General features: G+C 42.9%; 17 protein-coding genes and 1 pseudogene. 13 read left to right on the forward strand and 5 right to left on the reverse strand.

The window, feature by feature from the left end; translation table 11 throughout:
• Nucleotides 1-64 precede the first annotated feature (64 nt).
• The 5 genes and pseudogenes from GGQ95_RS12450 (at nucleotide 65) to GGQ95_RS12475 (ending at nucleotide 6359) form a co-directional block, all read left to right on the forward strand.
• The gene (locus GGQ95_RS12450) at nucleotides 65-982 is read left to right on the forward strand and encodes a DMT family transporter (protein ID WP_183186885.1); all 918 of its coding nucleotides are present in this window, start codon (nucleotides 65-67) and stop codon (nucleotides 980-982) included.
• A 16-nt stretch (nucleotides 983-998) separates the two neighbouring features.
• Nucleotides 999-1814, forward strand: a complete 816-nt coding sequence (locus GGQ95_RS12455) for a glycosyltransferase family 2 protein (protein WP_183186886.1) — start codon at nucleotides 999-1001, stop codon at nucleotides 1812-1814.
• A gap of 296 nt (nucleotides 1815-2110) precedes the next feature.
• The gene (locus GGQ95_RS12460; protein WP_183186887.1) at nucleotides 2111-3493 is read left to right on the forward strand and encodes a glycine--tRNA ligase; all 1383 of its coding nucleotides are present in this window, start codon (nucleotides 2111-2113) and stop codon (nucleotides 3491-3493) included.
• 635 nt (nucleotides 3494-4128) lie between these two features.
• Nucleotides 4129-5370: pseudogene (locus GGQ95_RS12470) on the forward strand (MFS transporter).
• Between the two features lie 311 nt (nucleotides 5371-5681).
• On the forward strand, nucleotides 5682-6359 hold the full coding sequence (locus GGQ95_RS12475; protein ID WP_066150707.1) for a uracil-DNA glycosylase: 678 nt from the start codon (nucleotides 5682-5684) through the stop codon (nucleotides 6357-6359).
• Between the two features lie 125 nt (nucleotides 6360-6484).
• Here GGQ95_RS12475 and GGQ95_RS12480 read toward each other — a convergent pair whose 3' ends face one another.
• Nucleotides 6485-8101 (reverse strand): glycoside hydrolase family 13 protein, encoded by a 1617-nt coding sequence (locus GGQ95_RS12480; protein ID WP_159720651.1) that lies wholly within the window; start codon nucleotides 8099-8101, stop codon nucleotides 6485-6487.
• Nucleotides 8102-8197: 96 nt separating this feature from the next.
• On the opposite strand from GGQ95_RS12480, the gene GGQ95_RS12485 reads away from it, so the two are divergent.
• Nucleotides 8198-8449 (forward strand): YwdI family protein, encoded by a 252-nt coding sequence (locus tag GGQ95_RS12485; protein WP_236546369.1) that lies wholly within the window; start codon nucleotides 8198-8200, stop codon nucleotides 8447-8449.
• 116 nt (nucleotides 8450-8565) lie between these two features.
• On the forward strand, nucleotides 8566-8934 hold the full coding sequence (locus tag GGQ95_RS12490; protein ID WP_066150701.1) for a DUF423 domain-containing protein: 369 nt from the start codon (nucleotides 8566-8568) through the stop codon (nucleotides 8932-8934).
• 135 nt (nucleotides 8935-9069) lie between these two features.
• Here GGQ95_RS12490 and gerQ read toward each other — a convergent pair whose 3' ends face one another.
• From gerQ to hemQ, 3 genes are all read right to left on the reverse strand, one after another.
• Entirely contained in the window at nucleotides 9070-9573 is a 504-nt protein-coding gene (gene gerQ, locus GGQ95_RS12495; protein WP_066150698.1) for a spore coat protein GerQ, read from the reverse strand.
• A 26-nt stretch (nucleotides 9574-9599) separates the two neighbouring features.
• Nucleotides 9600-10022, reverse strand: a complete 423-nt coding sequence (locus tag GGQ95_RS12500; RefSeq protein WP_044741496.1) for a cell wall hydrolase — start codon at nucleotides 10020-10022, stop codon at nucleotides 9600-9602.
• A gap of 237 nt (nucleotides 10023-10259) precedes the next feature.
• On the reverse strand, nucleotides 10260-11006 hold the full coding sequence (gene hemQ / locus GGQ95_RS12505; protein WP_044741497.1) for a hydrogen peroxide-dependent heme synthase: 747 nt from the start codon (nucleotides 11004-11006) through the stop codon (nucleotides 10260-10262).
• Between the two features lie 209 nt (nucleotides 11007-11215).
• On the opposite strand from hemQ, the gene pta reads away from it, so the two are divergent.
• Together pta and lipL are read left to right on the forward strand one after the other, a co-directional pair.
• The gene (pta, locus tag GGQ95_RS12510; protein ID WP_183186889.1) at nucleotides 11216-12190 is read left to right on the forward strand and encodes a phosphate acetyltransferase; all 975 of its coding nucleotides are present in this window, start codon (nucleotides 11216-11218) and stop codon (nucleotides 12188-12190) included.
• 82 nt (nucleotides 12191-12272) lie between these two features.
• Nucleotides 12273-13106 carry an octanoyl-[GcvH]:protein N-octanoyltransferase gene (lipL, locus tag GGQ95_RS12515; RefSeq protein ID WP_080862191.1) on the forward strand — a complete coding sequence of 278 codons (834 nt, stop codon included), beginning with the start codon at nucleotides 12273-12275 and terminating at the stop codon, nucleotides 13104-13106.
• Nucleotides 13107-13456: 350 nt separating this feature from the next.
• On the opposite strand, the gene GGQ95_RS12520 is transcribed toward lipL, so the two are convergent.
• On the reverse strand, nucleotides 13457-14104 hold the full coding sequence (locus GGQ95_RS12520) for an RsfA family transcriptional regulator (RefSeq protein WP_044741500.1): 648 nt from the start codon (nucleotides 14102-14104) through the stop codon (nucleotides 13457-13459).
• A 582-nt stretch (nucleotides 14105-14686) separates the two neighbouring features.
• On the opposite strand from GGQ95_RS12520, the gene GGQ95_RS12525 reads away from it, so the two are divergent.
• The 4 genes from GGQ95_RS12525 to GGQ95_RS12540 all read left to right on the forward strand — a co-directional run bounded on the left by GGQ95_RS12525 (nucleotide 14687) and on the right by GGQ95_RS12540 (nucleotide 17042).
• The gene (locus GGQ95_RS12525; protein WP_044741501.1) at nucleotides 14687-14914 is read left to right on the forward strand and encodes a YuzB family protein; all 228 of its coding nucleotides are present in this window, start codon (nucleotides 14687-14689) and stop codon (nucleotides 14912-14914) included.
• Nucleotides 14915-15051: 137 nt separating this feature from the next.
• A complete protein-coding gene (locus GGQ95_RS12530; RefSeq protein ID WP_066150687.1) occupies nucleotides 15052-16353 on the forward strand; it encodes an HD domain-containing protein in 1302 nt (433 codons plus the stop codon).
• Between the two features lie 13 nt (nucleotides 16354-16366).
• The gene (locus tag GGQ95_RS12535; RefSeq protein ID WP_044741503.1) at nucleotides 16367-16879 is read left to right on the forward strand and encodes a YwgA family protein; all 513 of its coding nucleotides are present in this window, start codon (nucleotides 16367-16369) and stop codon (nucleotides 16877-16879) included.
• 10 nt (nucleotides 16880-16889) lie between these two features.
• Entirely contained in the window at nucleotides 16890-17042 is a 153-nt protein-coding gene (locus tag GGQ95_RS12540; protein WP_156450557.1) for a hypothetical protein, read from the forward strand.
• Nucleotides 17043-17088: the final 46 nt, after the last annotated feature.

The following is a 17088-nucleotide window of genomic DNA, read 5'->3' on the forward strand; positions in this document are numbered from 1 at the left end:
AGAAAAGGAGCGATACTTTTAGTATTATCGCTTCTTTTTATTTTGACAAAAGAGGTAAAATCAGATGACAAAATGGTCGCTATATATTGGGCTTGTATTCGTGATGATATGCTGGGGAGCCAATGTGGTTGCAATTAAAATATTAGTCAATGCTTTTTCCCCTATTACCATTACAGCTTTGCGCCTGTTGGTTGCCGCGTTGACCGTGCTCGCTATTTTGGCGGTAACGCGACAAAGCCAGTCGGTTACGGCGCGGCAGCTGGTGTGGATTGGTCTTGTGGGGCTGTTCAATGTGGTAGGCCATCATTATTTTTTATCAGCGGGTCTGGTGAAAACAACCGCTTCTAATGCAGGCATTATTTTAGGAATGTCGCCGCTAGTCACCGGATTGCTCGCCATCGTGATTTTGCGAGAGCGGCTGGGAGTAAGCAAATTTGTCGGGATCGTTCTTGGTTTTACAGGAGTAATCTTTATTGTGATACATAGCTCTGCAAAGCTCGGTTCCGTTTCCCTTGGCGATGTTTCTATTTTTTGTGCCGTACTCGCCCAAGCACTCAGCTTTATTTTTATTAAAAAGCTGGCGGAGACCATGGATGTAAGAGCATTAACGGCTTGGATGCTGTTGATAGGCTCTGTTATTTTGTTTATCATCGGCCTCGTTACTGAAAAAGACGGTCTGTCCAAATTGTTGGAGGGCCGAGGCTCTGCATGGCTTGTATTTTTGGCTTCTGCGATGGTGGCTAGCGGGTTGGGACAAATGATTTATAATCGGGCGATTCAGCAGCTTGGAGCCGCGGAAGCCGCTATTTTTATTAACCTGTCGCCATTTTTTTCGTTAGTCGCTTCGTCGCTTTTTTTAGGTGAGACGATCCAGATGGTGCAATGGCTCGGCTTTTTGTTGGTCGTTATCGGTGTTTTGTTTGCATCTGGAGCATTAGAGCAAGGGATGCGGCAGTCCCTGCGTAGAAAAATAATGGGGTGAAGGCAGTGACGCGACGATGAAACCATTTGTTTCGATTGTTGTTCCTACTTATAATCGACCGTATCCGCTCGCCGAGCTGTTGGAGTCGTTAAGCAGGCAAATATACCGCCATTTTGAAGTGATCATTGTCAATGATGGCGGTGAACGTGTTGATCATATTATCGCATTGTACCCAGAGATGCGCATTCGTTTGATTCATTGTCAGGCGAATGTCGGTCATGTGGAAGCGCGAAATATCGGAGTAAAAAAGGCGCGAGGCGAGTGGATCATGCTCTGCGACGATGATGATTTATTGCTGCCTTGCCATCTTGAGCGGATGGTGGAAGCGATGGTTGATGCGGATTTTGTATATTCCGATGTGGAAATCTTTCACTATCGAATGGATCGGGGACAGCGCATACCGCTCCGTCGTTTTTTGTTCGCTTATGAATATGATCAAGAAGCCATGCGGAAATTCTCCACCTATGTGCCATCCGGCAGCTTATATCGAAAGGAGATCCATGAGTCGATCGGCTACTTTGATCCTTTTGTACATAATTACTGGGATTGGGATTTCTTTTTGCGTGTGTCTGAGGTATTTCGCGTGAAGCGCGTTGCGGCGGCCAGCGTCTTGTACGCTTTTTCAGACGAAGGGGATCATTTATCGCGACAGATGGACAACAAACGGCAAATGTATTTAGACCGGCTTAGCGCAAAGCATCGCCTTGGGAAGCTGCCAACGAAGAATTTTTGGCTTTTGCTTCAAGAGCCGGAGGTGGCAAAGCGAAAAGCAAACAGTGAGGTTATTTGGGATGGAGCGCCGATCGTGTCGCGCTTAAGAAGAAAAATATAAAAAATAACTCCTGGCATTGACGAACATTTTTTATTTTTGTTATGATAAATAGCAAAATATGATATTGTAACGATGATGGATCAATAGTAGTTGTCCCTCTCTTCCATAGCGAGCCGGGGGCGGTGGAAGCCCGGTGAAGATGGTCAATGAAGCGGCAATCCGGAGTTGCTTTGGTACAAAGTGGATGCGGCATACGCATCAACTAGGGTGGAACCGCGGGAGTCACGCTCTCGTCCCTAGGCGCAAGGCCTAGTGGCGAGGGCGTTTTTGTTTGAAAAAATAAAGGAGGAAAAAAGATGTCAGTGACAATGGATCAAATCGTTGCTCATGCGAAGCATCGCGGATTTGTCTTTCCAGGATCAGAAATTTATGGCGGACTAGCCAACACATGGGACTACGGTCCGCTTGGTACAGAGCTCAAAAATAATATTAAGCGGGCATGGTGGAAAAAGTTTGTTCAAGAATCCCCTTATAATGTCGGCTTAGATGCCGCTATTTTAATGAATCCAAAAACATGGGAAGCATCAGGCCATTTAGGCAACTTCAATGATCCAATGATCGACTGTAAACAATGTAAAGCGCGTCATCGGGCTGATAAGCTCATTGAAACAGCTTTAGAAGCAAAAGGAATCGAAATGATTGTTGACGGGCTGCCATTTTCCAAAATGGAAGAACTGATCAACGAGCATCATATCGTTTGTCCGGATTGCGGCAGTCAAGATTTTACCGGCATTCGTCAATTTAACTTAATGTTTAAAACGTTCCAAGGCGTGACCGAATCAAGCGCCAATGAAATTTATCTTCGCCCAGAAACCGCGCAAGGAATCTTTGTCAACTTTAAAAATGTGCAACGCACGATGCGCAAAAAGCTCCCATTTGGTATTGCGCAAATCGGGAAAAGCTTCCGCAATGAAATTACACCAGGGAACTTTACATTCCGCACGCGCGAATTTGAACAAATGGAGCTGGAGTTCTTCTGCAAACCGGGCGAGGAGTTGAAGTGGTTTGATTACTGGAAGCAGTTTTGCGAGCAATGGCTGTTATCATTGGGAATGAAAGCCGAGAATATCCGTCTTCGCGACCATTCGGAAGAAGAATTGTCGCACTACAGCAATGCGACTACGGATATCGAATATAAATTCCCGTTTGGCTGGGGAGAGCTCTGGGGGGTTGCTTCTCGTACGGATTATGACTTGAAGCAGCATATGGAGCATTCTGGCGAGGATTTTCATTACATCGATCAGGATGCGAATGAACGCTATATTCCATACTGCATTGAACCGTCGCTTGGGGCGGACCGCGTCACACTTGCTTTTCTGATTGACGCGTATGACGAAGAAGCACTTGAAGACGGAACGACGCGCACCGTCATGCGCCTACATCCAGCATTGGCGCCGTATAAGGCGGCGGTGTTTCCGCTATCGAAAAAGCTTTCTGAGGGGGCGCGCCAAGTTTTCGCTGATTTATCCAAATATTTTATGGTCGATTACGATGAGTCTGGATCAATCGGTAAACGTTATCGCCGCCAAGATGAGATTGGCACGCCATTCTGCATTACGTATGATTTTGATTCAGAGCAGGACGGCATGGTAACCGTGCGCGATCGCGATACGATGGAGCAAACGAGAGTGCTGATTACCGAGTTAAAAAGCTTTCTTGAAGAAAAAATTCAATTTTAACATAATCCACCGCACCGAGAAGTCTCCCACCTCTAAACGGAGTGGAGGTGGGAGAGGTTCATCGTCGGGACATTTGCGGTAAGATGCGGTTGAACATTCATGGACTCTCTCCTGAGAGTCCTTTTTGCCGGTCATTTGCTTTTTCACCTTCCTGCGCTTCGTTTGGTGGCTCCGACAAGCGGTGCGAATAAAAGCTCGCAATCCTCGTCGGGGATCACTCCTACACTCTATCCACCAATCTTTCGCTTACACATACATTGTTAAAAAATGGAATAAAGCGATCTCGGCGATGCTGTCGGGGCATTTCTAATGTTTTAAAAAATAGAAATATTAATAAAAATTCTTGAATGTCAAATTTATTTTACGGTAAATTTTACATAAAAGGTAATATTAATGGTATAAAGCAGGGAGAAGGTCATCCTGAGTATTGAAAAAATTCGTATAAAAAACTTTTCCTTTCTTTAATGGGAATATATCCGTTGTAAAATGAAAGGGCTCTTCTATGGGAACTGCTCCTTTTGCTGTTTGGTTGCACTTTCATTTGAAGGAGATCCTCATGCAAGGGCTATTTTTTACGCTTGTCTGATTTTATCCAGCACCACGGGAATAAATAATTCATAATTTAGGGGGAAATGATGAGAAGAAAAATCTATCAAATTTCTATTTTCAAGTCATTGCGGTATAAAAATTTCTTTTTATTATGGTTAGGATTGTTTATTTCCAATATTGGAACTTGGTCACAAATGTTTGTAGAACAATGGTATATTTATAGTTTAAATAAGTCTCCGTTAGATGTAGGACTTTTAACTACTATGCAATTACTTCCTAATACGCTTTTTATGATTATTGGTGGAACTTTAGCAGATCGAATAAACAGAAAGAGATTGTTATTGTTTACCCAAACAAGTATGGCTGTATTGACACTTATTATAGCTACGTTCATATTTTTAGATAAAATGAGTATAGGATTGCTATTAGTCCTGAATTTCCTTTAGGGAATATTCGTTGCACTTGATATACCAGCTAGGAGATCTTTAGTTCCTAAGATGGTGCCAAAGGAATTTATAGGTAATGCAAATGCTCTATATGGAGCTACTTTTCAGATTGCATTATTTTTAGGGCCTATAGTTGGGAGTTTTATTACTAGTATGTTGGGATTTAAGTTTACCTTCTTCTTTAATGCCTTTACTTTTATTGTTATTATACTCTGTGTGTGGAAAATGAACGTTCCCAAGGAAAGTACTACTATCCATATTGAAAGTAAATTTTTGGATGATTTAAAAAATTCACGCAGTATATTCATAAGCAATAAAGCAATCTTTATGATGATCATTCTTGGATTTTTGAGTGCATTAATTTCGAAAATTGATTTTTTGCTTCCCGCATATGTAGATACATTAAATTCTAGCAATACAGAAATATTGGGATTATTGAATTCCTCCATAGGTTTAGGTCTTTTGTTTAGCGCCATTATATTTGGAAAGTACGATAGGAGCTTCCAGCAAAAGTCGAAACAACTTCTACTATTTGGGTTTCTTGTAATTTCTATATGTACTACTTTCATTCCATTTATAAAGTTCTATTTAGTTTCTGTCGTCATCATATTTGTTCGTTCACTATTCACACAATTTTGTTCTCTGATTATCATTTCCCAACTCCAATATTACACTAGTGACGAATACCTAGGTCGAGTGATGGGAGTATATAGTTCATTAATTGCTTTTTCTGGACTATTCTCTCTTCCAATATCGTATTTGGTAGACAAATTTTCTGTTGAGTTTGCTTTTATTCTATTGTCCATTATTTCCCTTTTCTCTGTCTTTGTTCTTCTTAATCGTAAAATGAACCAAGCACTTAACCAAACACATAATATGTAATGTCTTGTTCCGGTGCAACGAAACTTAGGCTGACTGTAAGCAATCTGTCAAACTCGGACATGCTGATGCCCGAGCTCGACAGTCACTAGGCAAACGTACTTTTTCGCCTCACGAACTGCTTGCTTGTCGATGCGAAGTGTTCCATCCTTCCATTGACGCAAGCATTTTTCATAGGACGGAGACCCCTGTCTACTTGACAGGGGTCGATTCATTGTGAGGTTACTTTAATACCGCACAACGATAGAACAGTTTATACAAGAGGTCTGATTGTGATACATTAATGGTAAAAGAATGAAGAAAGGGTTGTGACGATGGCCATTTTAAAGAATGATTGGGCTCCTTTGTTAGAAGAAGAATTTCAAAAGCCGTATTATATCAAACTGCGGGAATTTTTGAAAGCGGAATATCAGACGAGAACGATTTATCCGGATATGTACGATATTTTCAATGCCCTTCATTATACGCCTTATAAGCAAGTCAAAGTCGTCATTTTGGGACAAGACCCGTATCATGGCCCCAATCAGGCGCATGGACTCAGTTTTTCAGTGAAGCCGGGCGTTCCGCTGCCGCCTTCTTTATTAAACATCTTTAAGGAATTGCAGGATGATCTTGGCTGCTATATTCCAAACAACGGTTATTTAGTCAAATGGGCTCAGCAAGGGGTTCTTTTATTGAATACGGTATTAACCGTTCGCCGTGGAGAAGCGAATTCTCATAAAGGTAAGGGATGGGAGATCTTTACAGACCGTGTCATTGAGCTCGTGAACAGCAAACAAGAACCGGTGGTTTTTATTTTGTGGGGACGTCATGCCCAAGCGAAAAAAGAGCTGATTACAAACCCTGCCCATTATATGATTGAAGCGCCGCACCCGAGTCCATTTTCTGCCGCACGCGGCTTTTTTGGCAGCCGTCCGTTTTCCAAAACCAATGCCTTTTTGAAAAAAACAGGGAGAGAACCAATTGATTGGCAAATTGAAAATATGGGATAGAGCTGTCCGTTATTTGCCAGACTCAGGATCATCCGTTTTCAAGCCAGTCTGATAGGGGAAAATCACCAGTTGTAGACAAAATCCAAATGGACTTTGTCTACAACTTGGGATGACGTGCTTTCGCTTTATTCTAATTCGTAAATCCGCGCCTCATGAGGACGCATGTGCAAGGTATTTCCCGTCTCTTGCACGTCCTGATAATTGGTGAGCAAGAGCTGGCGGTTTGTAGCGGTTAAAGCTTTCGGCAGCTCGTAATGGTTGGCGTGGTCACAATGGTTAAGCACGACGAGAAGACGCTGTCCTTCCCATTCGCGCGTGTAAGCATAAATATACGGCTCGTTTTCGGTGTAGTCGCAGAAGGTGCCGTATACCATTTCAAGGCGCTCTTTTCGCAGTTGAATGAGCTTTCGATAATAATGATAGACTGAATTTGGATCGGCAAGGGCTTGTTTGACGTTAATAGTTTTATAGTTAGGATTGATTTTGATCCATGGCGTCCCTGTCGTAAAGCCTGCCTGTTCGCTGTCCTCCCATTGCATAGGTGTCCGCGAATTGTCGCGGCTTAACGGCTGCAAGCTTTCAAGCACCTCCTGCGGGTCGCGTCCTTTCGCGACTTCTTCCGCATATTTATTTTTCATCGCAATGTCGTTATAGTCTTCAATCGATGGGAAGCGGACGCCCGTCATGCCGATTTCTTCTCCTTGATATATGTATGGAATTCCCGGCAGTGTATGGAGCATGGTGGCAAGCAATTTTGCCGATTCCATGCGATACTCCTGATCATTTCCATAGCGCGTCACCTGTCGCGTATGATCATGGTTGTTTAAAAATTGCGAGTTCCAGCCTTTTCCCCATAATGCTTCGTACCAGCGTTTTTGAATTTGTTTAAAGCGGAGCGGATCCCAGCTTGGCATTTCATCGCATACTTCAAAATGGAACAGCGTATGCAATTCTTGCCGATCTTCTGCTACATATTTTAACCCCTCTTCCGGAGTGACAAAGGCGACTTCGCCAACGGTAAAAATGTCGTAATGACGAAACACTTTTTCGTTCATTTCCTTTAGGTAATCGTGCAGCCCCGGATGATTGGTCAAATAACGAATATCATTTGGGTTGGCGGCATCAGGAAATCCATCCGGTTTAGCGAGAAGAGCAATGGCATCTAAGCGAAATCCATCAATGCCTTTATCAAGCCAAAATCGCATCATTTCATAGATGGCTTCACGCACTTCAGGGTTTTTCCAATTTAAATCTGGCTGTTCAATCGCAAAGGAATGAAAATAGTACTGTCCTGTTGTTTCATCAAATTCCCAAGCGGATGGAGTGAAATAAGACCGCCAGTTATTTGGCTTGTCGCGCCAAATGTACCAGTCGCGCTTTGGATTGTCTTTGGATGAACGGGATTCTAAAAACCAAGGATGTTGGTCGGATGTATGGTTAACGACAAGATCCATAATGAGCTTCATGTCGCGCTTATGTACTTCATGGAGCAAGGTTTCCCATGTCTTCATGTTTCCGGCTTTATCCATGATTTGATAATAGTCGGAAATATCGTAGCCGTTATCTTTATCTGGTGATTGGTAGCATGGGTTAAGCCAAATCACATTAACGCCGAGATGCTGAATATAGTCCAGCTTTTCCATTAAACCTTGCAGATCGCCGTAACCATCGCCGTCGGAATCGTAAAAGCTTCGCCAGTAAACTTGATATACGACCGCTTCTTTCCACCATGTTTTTTTCACAGCTTTCGCTCCTCTCAAACTATCTTAGCTTGAAATGTTTTTATATATAGAATACCATTGAATCAACATGAGAAGAAAGATGGGAGTGAAAACGTTTTGGATGTTTCAGTAACAACGATTTTAACGAAAATGTCGGAACAGCTTCAAAAAGCTCGGTCGATACAAAATGAACAGCAGCTTCGCGAACATGTTGCCGCCCTTCGAGTTCTTTGCGATCTGATTTTAGAAGGAGAGCTTCAAGCGGCGCATGTTGCGGCTTCTTCATTTGAACCGCTAGTATTAGAAACAAAAACAGAGCGGATGGACATCGGGGATGATGCGAATGGGCCATCTTTGCTCGATTTTTAACATCATTCATCCAGAAATCCCCGCCTCTTAACGGAATGTAGAGGGAGGGTTTTTCTTTTGATGGTGAATGCGATATGATAAGAGTGGAACTTATATCAACGAGGGGAAGAAAAAGGATGAAGCTATTTGTCTTGCTGGGAGCTATCAATGGATTTTTAGCTGTCGCTTTGGGAGCATTTGGTGCACATGGACTAGAAGGAAAAATTCCCGAACGTTATTTAGAAATCTGGAAAACGGCTGTGCATTATCAGATGTTCCATGCTGCTGGTCTTTTTGTTGTCGCGCTTTTATTGGCCAAATGGCCCAACGCAGGATCGCTTCAAGCAGCGGGCTGGCTTATGTTCACAGGTATTGTCTTGTTTTCGGGAAGTTTGTATGTGTTAAGTTTAACACAAATCAAACCGCTTGGGGCGATTACGCCATTTGGGGGAGTGGCCTTTTTAATTGCGTGGGCGCTGATCGCTTACGCGGCCGTAAAATATTGAAAAAAACAGGTTGTAGACAAAGTCCTTTTGGATTTTGTCTACAACCATTTTAGGGGCTCTCCACTTATGATGGTTTTAATGAAGGCGTTTGTCAACAATCTGAAAAGGGCTGCGTTTGGCAGCCCTTTTGCCTTATCATCGAGGAGAGTAGGAGCTTAATCCAGCGGCACTGCCTGCGTATGGATATTCATAGGCAATCTCTTCATCAAAAGTCACATAATTAAGGTAAATCATCGGAAGCAAATAGCGCTTTCCATTTTGCGGATCACTTAAAATTAAATGATCTCGTCCAGCTGCTTCGATCGTGCCCCGAAAAACTTTGGCGTTCCATTCCCGATTGTTTTCAAAGGTCATATAAACGGTAGCCATTTTCCCTTTGTTTAAACGTAAAATATTTTCAATATAAGACTCTTCGAGCGGCAGCATCCCGGCTACCGGCTGGCTGGCAGTTGTGGGAGTTTGGGCTGCGAACGAAGGGGTCTGCATTCCAAATCCAGCCATTGGCGCGGCAGCCGGTTGATATGGTACAGCTTGTTGAGAGTATGGATAAGTGGTTGGATAATAGCCTTGCGGATAAGCATATCCATAAGGATATGATGCATAACCTTGGCTTTGTTGACGATCTTCTTCATACGTCATCTCAAGACCCTCCTATGAAAAGTAGATTAATATACTCGCGGACAATTGCTTCGCGTTGGTGCAAAGAAGCAATGTGATTTATAACGGCCGACGTTTTGCTGATTAAACCATTGCGGTGGGCAGTCGCCTTCCGGTTTGAAAAACCAAAGTGAATTCGTAGCTGGATGATAACGCCAGCCGCGAATCACTTGGCGGGCTAGCTGAATATCGAGATCTCTCGCTGCTTGGTAAAAGTATCCTTTTTGTGTGGCTTCAAAGCCGCCAGGTCTTTGAAAGACCATTTGCCGGATTGTGCGCAACCCTCGAAAATCAAGACAATCGGCGATTACCCGATTGACACCGACGTTGCCAACCATCAACATTCCGAGCCGTCCTTCTCCTTCCGCTTCTGCCCGCATCAGTCTTGCCAGCAGTTTAACATCCTCTGTATTGGTAGCTACAACAGCCAATATTGTCACCTCATTCTGTCTTTGTTCTCGACAATAATAGGCTATTGTAAAAGGAGAAAATGGTGACAATGAAAGGAGACATTTTTATTTTTATAGTTATGGGCAAGGAGGAGATGATATGACAAAAAAATTCGGGATGTCTGTTTATTTTGACATCCCGAATGCATCAAGCCGGAACTTGGCATGCCACGCCCTTTGGCGCGACAGAGGCAAGTCCATGATGGGCCTTAGTTTGTACTATACATGAAAAAAGGAAGAGATTTTATCTTGCGGAAGTTGATTTCCAACAAAGAAGGAGCCGAAATCTCCATAGCGAGCGCTGACCTCATCAAAGCGCATTTCATAGACTAGCTTTTTAAATTGCAATGCATCATCTGAGAACAAGGTAACGCCCCACTCGTAATCATCAAATCCGACAGAGCCTGTAATGATTTGCACGACCTTGCCGGCATACTTGCGCCCTGTCATTCCGTGTGCTCGCATCAGGTTGCGGCGCTCTTCCATCGGAAGCATATACCAGTTGTCGTTTCCTTGGCGGCGCTTGTCCATTGGATAGAAGCAAATATGTTTGGTCTTTGGCAAAATTGGGAACAAACGGCGGCGAACCTCTGGATTTTCGTAAGGATCCCCTCCATTAGAAGGCAAATAATTGCTTAGTTCAACGACGGATACATACGAATAAGCCGGTACAAGATATTCTGCTAGCTTTGTTTTGTTGAATGCTGTTTCAATTTCATTTAGCTCTTCCATTGTCGGACGCAAAATCATGAACATGATATCGGCTTTTTGGCCGACTACTGTATAAATGGCATGGCTGCCTTCGTTATTGTTTTCTGTTTGCTGCCATTTTTCTGCTAATGATAAAAATTCATGGATGGCTTCCTGCCGCTCATCATCTGTGAGCGTTTTCCAAGCGGACCAATCCACTGAACGGAAATCATGGAGACAATACCAGCCCTCAAGCGTTTGTGCTGCTTCACTCATCATTTTCCACTCCTTATGTATAAATGATCTTTTGTTACTACTATACCATAGTTTGTCCCGGAAACGCTCGAAAAACAAATGGTCTTGTCCATGCCTGAATTATTTTAATAAAAAGACTATTGTTTGTAAGGGGTTACCTTGGTTGCTTTTCCATACAATAAGAGTATGCTAATAGATAAGGAAGTTTATTGAATTGAGGAGGATTATGTGTGGGTGATTTATTTTCTATTTTAAAACAAAAAGTAACAGGAAAAAATATATCGATTGTATTTCCGGAAGGAACAGATGAGCGGATTTTGACCGCTGTCAGCCGCTTAGCACGTGAACAGGTGCTGCGTCCCATATTAATCGGTAACAAGGCGGCCATTCAAAATCAAGCAGCTGAAATCGGAGTTGAGCTTGCACATATAGAGATAATAGACCCGGAAACATATGAAAAAATGGATGAGCTTGTTCAAGCATTTGTTGAGCGCCGAAAAGGCAAAGTGTCTGAAGAAGATGCTCACCGTATTTTGTTAGATGAAAATTACTTTGGAACGATGCTTGTATATACTAATCAGGCGCACGGCTTAGTTAGTGGTGCGGCGCACTCGACGGCTGATACAGTGAGACCAGCCTTGCAAATTATTAAAACAAAACCAGGCATTCGTAAAACATCAGGCGTGTTTATTATGGTGCGCGATGAGGAAAAGTATGTATTTGCGGATTGTGCCATTAATATTGCTCCAGACAGCCAGGATCTAGCGGAAATTGCGGTTGAGAGCGCTCATACGGCGCGCATGTTTGATATTGAACCGCGTATTGCGATGCTAAGCTTTTCAACAAAAGGATCGGCTAAATCACCAGAAACAGAAAAAGTGGTGGAGGCTGTTCGTCTTGCTAAGGAAATGGCGCCGCAGCTGACTATTGATGGCGAGTTTCAATTTGATGCGGCGTTTGTGCCGTCTGTCGCGAAAAAGAAAGCGCCTGATTCCGTGATTCAAGGCGATGCTAATGTCTTTATTTTCCCAAGCTTAGAAGCAGGAAATATCGGTTATAAAATTGCTCAGCGCCTAGGCCATTTTGAAGCAGTTGGTCCCATTTTACAGGGCTTGAATAAGCCTGTGAATGATTTATCGCGCGGCTGCAACGCGGAAGATGTGTATAAGCTTGCTCTGATTACCGCTGCTCAAGCGCTTCAATAAGAGCAGAGAGGTTTGACGGCGTCGTCAAACCTCTTTTTTATGATATAATGAATGTAAACTATGGCAGCAAGGAGATTGATTCATGGCAAATGAGCTGTTACAGCAGCCGAGATGGCGAATTATTGACCAATCACATTTAGGTCCAATCTTTGATGCAAAGCAATCATTTGCGATTGATGATACGCTCTGTACAATGGTGGGACAAGGGGTATCAGAAGCGGTTGTCCGTACATGGGTGCATCATGATACGATTGTATTGGGCATTCAAGATACGAAACTCCCGTATTTGCGTGAAGGGATTTCTTTTTTGCAGGAGCAAGGCTACCGCGTAATGGTTCGCAATTCAGGAGGGCTTGCCGTTGTGCTAGACGAAGGTGTGCTGAATATTTCGCTGATTTTCTCAGAAACGAAAAAAGCGATTGATATTAATCAAGGCTATGAAGCGATGTGGGCGCTGATTCAGCAAATGTTTGCTTCCTATGGAGCGATCATCGAAGCGAAAGAAATCGAAGGCTCTTATTGCCCAGGCAGCTACGATTTAAGCATTAACGGCAAAAAATTTGCCGGTATTTCGCAGCGGCGCGTGCGCGGGGGAGTGGCTGTGCAAATATATATATGCGTTCATGGAAGCGGTTCAGCTCGCGCGGAGCTCATTCGCCAATTTTATGAGCGCAGTTTGCAGGGAGCGCCAACAAAATTTATGTATCCGCGCATTGTTCCGGAAACGATGGCATCATTGTCTGAACTGCTGCATGTGCCGCTGACGATTTCAGATGTGATGCTTCGTTTGCTGCAAACGTTGCGCTCGTTTGGAGCAGAGCTATATTCTTCTGTCTTAACGCAAGAGGAATGGCCGCTATATGAACATCATTTGCAGCGGATGATCGAACGGAATGAAAAAACGCTGTCGCAATAAAAGAGCGGTGCTCTGAGAACGGATTGGACAGCGTCACGATCATCAAAATAGTAGAAACATCAGAGGCATAAAGCCATGGTCATATAGAGATAACGAAAAGATTCCACTTATATCCGATTCAAATATGTATTGTTCTATTTTTTTGGCCGTACCACCATCGAAATTGGCTTATTTGCAAATGAAAAATATGAATGAATCGAGTGGTATCTATATAATTTAACCATTTTTCACTATTTTTTGTCCATTGAAGCCTTTTCACTTTTCATTGATGGCGATTTTCAATCTGAGTATAGTAAATAAAAGGTGACCCTCAAAGGAATGCTTTCTCCTTATTGGGGTCACCTTTGTCATTATTCGGCGATTTTTTCTAAATTGCCGTTTTTGTCCATTTTGAATTTTAGCATTTGCCGCTCCTCTTCTTCTTGCAAAGTAATTTTTCGAGCGCGGTTCATAATGCGTAGCATCGTTTCGTATTCTTCACGAATGGTAGAAGATTCTTCTTCTAGTTTCGCAATTTTCGTTTCTAATTCGTCATTTTTAGCTGCCAGCTCTTCTTTTTCTTGCCGCAGCCGTTCATTTTCACTTTTAAGCGCCTCGGCATTGACGCTAGTCGATTGGAATGATTGCAAAAAGGCAATGACATGATCAAGTGTCATCGTTGTTTGCTCAGGAGAATGGGTGATTTCTGTTATTTCTCCCAATTCTTCAAGAGCAGGAACGGGTGGTGTATACAACAATTTTTTGCGAACAGCTTGATTTTTGCCAAGTAGCCGCTGTCGCTCTTTTCTTTGTTTTTTCGCCAGCTGCAACGCTGTTTCGTAGCGGCTGCGAACGACTGCGTTCCAGCGGAATCCGCAAGCGGCAGATGTGCGGTTAAGTTTGTCTCCTACTTCCTCAAAAGCATTGAGCTGCGTGCTTCCTTCGCGCACATGGCGCAATACGGTTTCCGCAAGCAGCAAATCATCTTCTTCTGTCCATGCATCTTGTCGTTGTTTCATAATTTCTCAACTTCCTTTCTTAATTATGATCGCTTTATGAAAAAAGACAGCTTTGCTTTTAGTAGGAAAGCAAGCTATATGAAGCATCCATGATCCGTATCTGGACGGGCTGCCAGCTGCGGGCGGCTAAATGGATTGGCGTCATGTCAGGCTGGGCTGTTGGTTAGTAGTAGCATAGACAAAAATAAGAAAGTCTATACAATTTTTTGAGTTTTTGTGAATAAAAAATTGCAAGTTTTACAAGAAAGATACAAGCTCAATGCCGCCTGAAGGTGATCTCTATATCGACAGAAGCCCATCGCTCTCCTTATAGATAGAGGTGATAAGGAAGGTAGGACATATCACCGATTCAAAAGCAGCATTCTATTTTTTTGGAGGAAAGCTGGTTACTCTTTTATGGCGGTTTTTCGAGCCAAGTCGATATCGCCGGTGGAAATAGCTGAACAACAGGATTGTTGTTGTTCATTTTTGGTCGATGGAGTTGATTGGAAAATCAATTTACAGTTATATAGCTTGCATTGTGGACGAAGAAGAGGTAGAATACTCGTTAGCGCAAAAACGTTGGAAAGGATGACGTTCAAAATGGCCAACGAGTTTCGGGTGTGCGATGATTGTCAAGCCACTAATTTAAAAACGTTGCTGCCTCGGCTGAAAAAATTGGATCCAAATGCAACGATTCAAATCGGCTGCCAGTCGTATTGTGGGCCTGGCCGCAAAAAATCGTTCGCTTTTGTCAATAATCGTCCGATCTCTGCCGCAAATGAAGATGAATTAATCGAAAAAATTATGCAAAAGCTCAAAAAAGCTTAAAAAATCGCCTTCATTTTTATGAAAGGTGATTTTTTGTTTCTATTTTTAGGAAATATTAATCATAAAAAATCAAGTATTTTTTTGCATGAGAAAACACCTTATAATAGATTCATGCTATGAATGGAAGAGGGGATTATATGTCATATCCCGGCGGTCAATTAAGTGAAGAGAAAGTCTTCAAAGACCCTGTTCATCGTTACATACATGTTCGCGATAAGATTATATGGGATTTAATAGGAACAAAAGAATTTCAACGATTGCGCCGCATTAAGCAGCTAGGCACCACTTACTTAACGTTTCATGGTGCGGAGCACAGCCGTTTTAACCACTCGCTTGGCGTCTATGAAATTATCCGCCGCATTATTGATGATGTGTTTGTCGGCAGGGAGCATTGGGATCATAGTGAACGGCTGCTTTGTTTATGTGCGGCGTTATTGCATGATTTAGGTCACGGTCCGTTTTCACACTCATTTGAAAAAGTATTCCACCTCGATCACGAAGATTTCACACAGGCGATTATTTTAGGAGACACGGAAGTTCATGCGGTTTTAAAAAGAATGGGGGATGACTTTCCACAGAAAGTGGCAGAGGTCATTGCCAAAACGTATCAAAATAAGCTTGTCGTCAGCTTAATTTCGAGCCAAATTGACGCTGATCGCATGGACTATTTGCTTCGCGATGCCTATTATACAGGCGTCAGCTATGGAAACTTCGATATGGAACGCATTTTGCGCGTCATGCGCCCGCGTGAAGATCAGGTCGTCATTAAGCGAAGCGGCATGCATGCAGTTGAAGACTACATTATGAGCCGCTATCAAATGTATTGGCAGGTCTATTTTCATCCCGTAACACGCAGTGCTGAAGTGATACTGACGAAAATTTTGCATCGGGCGAAAACTTTGCATGAAGAGGGCTATATGTTCCGAACGCATCCGCATCACTTCTATTCTCTTTTTACGGGGCAGGTGATGCTGCATGATTACCTTAAACTGGATGAAGCGGTGATTCTGTACTACTTTCAACAATGGCAGGATGAGAAAGATGAGATTTTGCGGGATTTATGCCGCCGCTTTGTTCATCGCCGTTTATTTAAATATGTGGAATTTAGTCCGACCAATGAGCAAATGAAGAAGCTGATGGAGCTGACCGCTTTATTTAAAAAGGCGGGGATTGATCCAGACTATTATTTGGTGGTTGATTCCTCGTCTGATCTTCCATACGACTTTTACCGTCCCGGGGAAGAAGGGGAACGGTTGCCAATCTATTTGTTAATGCCAAACGGGGAATTTCGTGAGCTGTCAAGGGAATCGGTGCTTGTGGATGCGATTTCTGGCAAGCGCAGAACCGATCATAAATTGTATTTTCCGGACGATTTTCTGCAGGATTTTTCGACAAAACGTACGACAAAGAAAAAGATTCTTGAAATACTTGAGGGTTAGGAGATGACAAGGGGTGTTAACAGAACACGCAAAGATTGTAAAGGCATTTGCGGCGGCTGGGGAAATTGTAGGGCGAAAAAAGCTCCAAAAGATGATTTATATTGCCAAGAAATTAAATTTCCCTTTTTATGAGAAGTTTGACTTTCATTTTTATGGGCCATATTCAGAGGAATTGACATGGCGCATTGAAGAACTTTGCAATCTCGGTTTTTTAAACGAAGTAAAAGAGAAAAAAGGAGGCTATTTCCAATATCGCTATACGCTGACGGAAGCGGGAGCGGATTTTTTAAAGCATTATGATATTCATATGCCGCATTTAACAGAATGCCTCCAAGATATGAATGAACAAAATTCACGATTTCTTGAGCTTGTGTCTACCATCCTTTATTTTGACAATTTCAGCAAGGATGCAGTAAAAGAAAAAGTGTTTTTGGTAAAGAGCAAGCAGCGTTATACAGAAGAAGAGATTGAGCAGGCTTATCGATATATTGAGCAATTGCGTCATAAAACAGAAGCTCCTGTTTGAGGGTTTACAGATGGTGGACAAAGTCAACATGGACTTTGCCTACACCTTTTTACATCAGATTGGCTTGAAAACGCTTGGCAGACAAGGAACGCAGCCGAGTGAGGACGCGAATGGAACAAGAGATGGTCATGAGCGGACGACCGGGGTCCGTGACGCAGGATAAAAGCGTTTGTTAATGGTTTGAGAAGCCCTCTGAGCTGAGGGGCTTC

Source organism: Anoxybacteroides rupiense (assembly GCF_014196195.1).
GTDB lineage: Bacteria > Bacillota > Bacilli > Bacillales > Anoxybacillaceae > Anoxybacteroides > Anoxybacteroides rupiense.

Excerpts from the sequence above, each read along its gene's own strand:
- GGQ95_RS12490 (WP_066150701.1), top strand. The coding sequence starts at position 8,566 with ATGAAGCTATTTGTCTTGCTGGGAGCTATCAATGGATTTTTAGCTGTC.
- GGQ95_RS12455 (WP_183186886.1), top strand. The coding sequence starts at position 999 with ATGAAACCATTTGTTTCGATTGTTGTTCCTACTTATAATCGACCGTAT.
- GGQ95_RS12475 (WP_066150707.1), top strand. The coding sequence starts at position 5,682 with ATGGCCATTTTAAAGAATGATTGGGCTCCTTTGTTAGAAGAAGAATTT.
- gerQ (WP_066150698.1), bottom strand. The coding sequence starts at position 9,573 with ATGACGTATGAAGAAGATCGTCAACAAAGCCAAGGTTATGCATCATAT.
- lipL (WP_080862191.1), top strand. The coding sequence starts at position 12,273 with ATGGCAAATGAGCTGTTACAGCAGCCGAGATGGCGAATTATTGACCAA.
- GGQ95_RS12460 (WP_183186887.1), top strand. The coding sequence starts at position 2,111 with ATGTCAGTGACAATGGATCAAATCGTTGCTCATGCGAAGCATCGCGGA.
- GGQ95_RS12525 (WP_044741501.1), top strand. The coding sequence starts at position 14,687 with ATGGCCAACGAGTTTCGGGTGTGCGATGATTGTCAAGCCACTAATTTA.
- GGQ95_RS12530 (WP_066150687.1), top strand. The coding sequence starts at position 15,052 with ATGTCATATCCCGGCGGTCAATTAAGTGAAGAGAAAGTCTTCAAAGAC.
- GGQ95_RS12540 (WP_156450557.1), top strand. The coding sequence starts at position 16,890 with ATGGTGGACAAAGTCAACATGGACTTTGCCTACACCTTTTTACATCAG.
- GGQ95_RS12520 (WP_044741500.1), bottom strand. The coding sequence starts at position 14,104 with ATGAAACAACGACAAGATGCATGGACAGAAGAAGATGATTTGCTGCTT.
- GGQ95_RS12450 (WP_183186885.1), top strand. The coding sequence starts at position 65 with ATGACAAAATGGTCGCTATATATTGGGCTTGTATTCGTGATGATATGC.
- hemQ (WP_044741497.1), bottom strand. The coding sequence starts at position 11,006 with ATGAGTGAAGCAGCACAAACGCTTGAGGGCTGGTATTGTCTCCATGAT.